This window comes from Microbacterium sp. 69-10, assembly GCF_001897945.1.
In the GTDB taxonomy this organism is placed as follows: domain Bacteria; phylum Actinomycetota; class Actinomycetes; order Actinomycetales; family Microbacteriaceae; genus Microbacterium.
In genome coordinates, this window is sequence record NZ_MKRT01000028.1 from 136,830 (window position 1) to 139,404 (window position 2,575).

Here is a 2,575-nt window from a genome sequence, read left to right on the forward strand (position 1 = left end):
CGCCGTGCTGTGGGAGACCCCCGTCCTCCGTTCCCGCGCCGAGCGACTCGAGCGGGCAGGCGATCATCTCTGGCGCGTGATCGCCGCATCGGGAACCATCCGCGGCCATCTGCGCGTCGTGGCCGACCCGCTCGGCATCCGCTATCGCGCGGAGCGCCTGCATCTGCCGTCCGGTGCCTTCCGCCTGGTGGGCGAGTTCTGGGATGCCGATGACGCGGTGGCGGCGCTGCGGGGCTGACGAGCGATCATGCCCAGCAGAGGCCCGCGTCTCAGGGAGTTCCAGGAACGACACCGCGAACGCAATCACGCTCATGTACTCGAGTACCTGCTGGCGCACCCGTGTACCGATTGCGGCGAACCGGATCCTGTGGTTCTCGACTTCGATCATCTGCCCGGATTTGAGAAGCGCTTCGCCATCTCCCGGGCAGTGGGCGCTTCAACACGGTCTTGGAAGTCGATCCTGGCCGAGATCGCCAAGTGCGAAGTCGTGTGCGCCAACTGCCACCGCAGAAGGACCGCCGCTCGGGGCGGCTTTCGCAAGCAGAACTCGATCTGAGCTGGAACCGGCTCGCCACGGACGACGGCACCCGGGAAAGAAACCGGATCAGCAGCCCTGTGCCCCCTGCAGGATTCGAACCTGCGACCAACGGATTAGAAAGCCGATGCTCTTCCTCTGAGCTAAGGAGGCGGGATCCCTCCAGATTACCGTGTCGGACCCGTCGATAAGATCGAGGCATGGTTTCTGCGTCTGAGAACGATCGGCTCGTCTGGATCGACTGCGAGATGACGGGCCTCGACCTCGCGGTCGACGAGCTGGTCGAGATCGCCGTCGTGATCACCGACTTCGAGCTGCGACCACTCGATCCGGGATTCCAGATCGTGATCAAGCCGGACGACGCGGCGCTCGCGAACATGAACGAGTTCGTCACGAACATGCACCGCACCTCCGGGCTGATCGAGGAGATCCCCGGCGGCGTGTCGCTGGCCGAGGCCGAGGAGCGGACGCTCGAGTACATCAAGCGGTTCGTCCCCCTGGAGCGCAAGGCACCCCTCGCCGGCAACACGATCGGCACCGACCGGATGTTCCTCGCCAAGTACATGCCGCAGATCGACCAGTACCTGCACTATCGCAACGTCGACGTGTCCAGCGTCAAGGAGCTGTCCCGCCGGTGGTACCCGCGCGTGTTCTTCCAGGCGCCTGAGAAGAACGGCGGGCACCGCGCTCTGGCCGACATCCTGGAGTCGATCCGCGAGCTGCAGTACTACCGCGAAGCGGTCTTCGTCGCCGAGCCCGGACCCAGTTCGGACGAGGCGCGCGAGATCTCCACGGCCGTCGTGTCAAAGTTCGCCCCGAACATGTAATAGACTCGTGGAGTTGCCTGCTCCGGCGGGCACATGGTGGCTATAGCTCAGTTGGTAGAGCACCGCGTTGTGGTCGCGGGGGTCGCGGGTTCAAGCCCCGTTAGCCACCCCATATGGGCGAGGTTCAAACCTTCGACAAGAGTCTCCACTCTTGAAAAGGTTTGAACCTCGTCCTTTTTCTTTGCCGTGGCGGCCCAGTTCAGAGCGTTCGCCTGCGACTGCACGTCGCAGAGCGCCTCGTATGACGGCTGGTACTCGACCTTCACTTCCCGATCCTCGTCGATGAAGATCTTGCGGAAGAACGCCTGGTTACACAGCCTCCTGTTCTGGTTATCGCACCGGCTGTAGATCAGCGAGATGTTCGCCAGCAGCGCCAGGCAGTCATCGAGATTCGCACGTGCCGCCGCGTACTCGTCATGGTGTGCCGACAGCCTCCCCTTGATGTCATCGAGCCTGGCCTCGATCCGCATCTGCTCTTCTTTCAGCAGTTCGAGCGAGATCGCACCCGAATAGTGCGCACGCAGAACGACGAGCCGCTCCTCTTCCAGCGAGGCGCGCTCCTTCGCCAAGGCTTCCAACTCGCCAGAGTCCGACGCCAGCAACCGATCAAACTCGGCGTGGATCATCCCCGCCAACGACTGGCGGAGGTCCGCGGAGATCTGGATCGTCTCGTAATACTTCTCGACCATGCGCTCGACATCTTCGATAAGGATCGCCTGCCGGGTGCAACCGGTCTTCTTCGAGTGGCGTCCGTTGCATACGAAGTATGGGTAGATCTTGCCCTTGCCGTTGTTCGCGTTCACGATGATGAATCTTGAACCGCACGCCCCGCAGTAGATCGTGCCCTTCAAATAGTGGGCATGCAGCTGGGTCGCGTCTGCCGCCGAAATGTGGGATTCGAGGACGTTCTGCACCTGATACCAGACTTCCTTCGGCACCAATGCCTCGTGGGACCCCGGATAGACCGCGCCCTTGAAGCGCACCATGCCCCGGTAGTACGGGTTCGTCAGCATCCTCTGAACGCTCGTCTTCCCAAGCGGCTTCGATGCTCGCTTCGGCGTCGGCGGAGTCGTCAACCCGCGGGCTTCGAGTTCGCGCTGCATCTGAGAGAGCGTCCACCTGCCTGACGCGAACTGCTCAAACGCCCACCGCACCAGCGGCGCACGCTCCTCGTCCAGCACCACCGTCCGGTTCTCGCGGCCCAGCTCATCAC

General features: G+C 63.0%; 3 protein-coding genes, 2 tRNA genes and 1 pseudogene. 4 read left to right on the top strand and 2 right to left on the bottom strand.

Features of this window, described 5'->3' with window-relative positions; all coding sequences use genetic code 11:
- Positions 1–238: hypothetical protein (locus BGN97_RS15130; RefSeq protein WP_363331442.1), on the top strand; the 238-nt coding region annotated here is incomplete at its 5' end.
- 378 nt (positions 239–616) lie between these two features.
- On the opposite strand, the gene BGN97_RS15135 is transcribed toward BGN97_RS15130, so the two are convergent.
- Positions 617–688 (bottom strand) — tRNA-Arg (locus BGN97_RS15135).
- A 47-nt stretch (positions 689–735) separates the two neighbouring features.
- On the opposite strand from BGN97_RS15135, the gene orn reads away from it, so the two are divergent.
- The 3 genes from orn (at position 736) to BGN97_RS15150 (ending at position 2,180) form a co-directional block, all read left to right on the top strand.
- Entirely contained in the window at positions 736–1,362 is a 627-nt protein-coding gene (orn, locus tag BGN97_RS15140) for an oligoribonuclease (protein ID WP_292703239.1), read from the top strand.
- A gap of 36 nt (positions 1,363–1,398) precedes the next feature.
- A tRNA-His gene (locus BGN97_RS15145) sits at positions 1,399–1,474 on the top strand.
- A 304-nt stretch (positions 1,475–1,778) separates the two neighbouring features.
- A complete protein-coding gene (locus BGN97_RS15150) occupies positions 1,779–2,180 on the top strand; it encodes a hypothetical protein (protein ID WP_229661130.1) in 402 nt (133 codons plus the stop codon).
- Here BGN97_RS15150 and BGN97_RS15155 read toward each other — a convergent pair.
- Positions 2,097–2,546: pseudogene (locus BGN97_RS15155) on the bottom strand (recombinase family protein); the annotation flags it as partial. The gene BGN97_RS15150 and the pseudogene BGN97_RS15155 overlap by 84 nt on opposite strands.
- Positions 2,547–2,575: the final 29 nt, after the last annotated feature.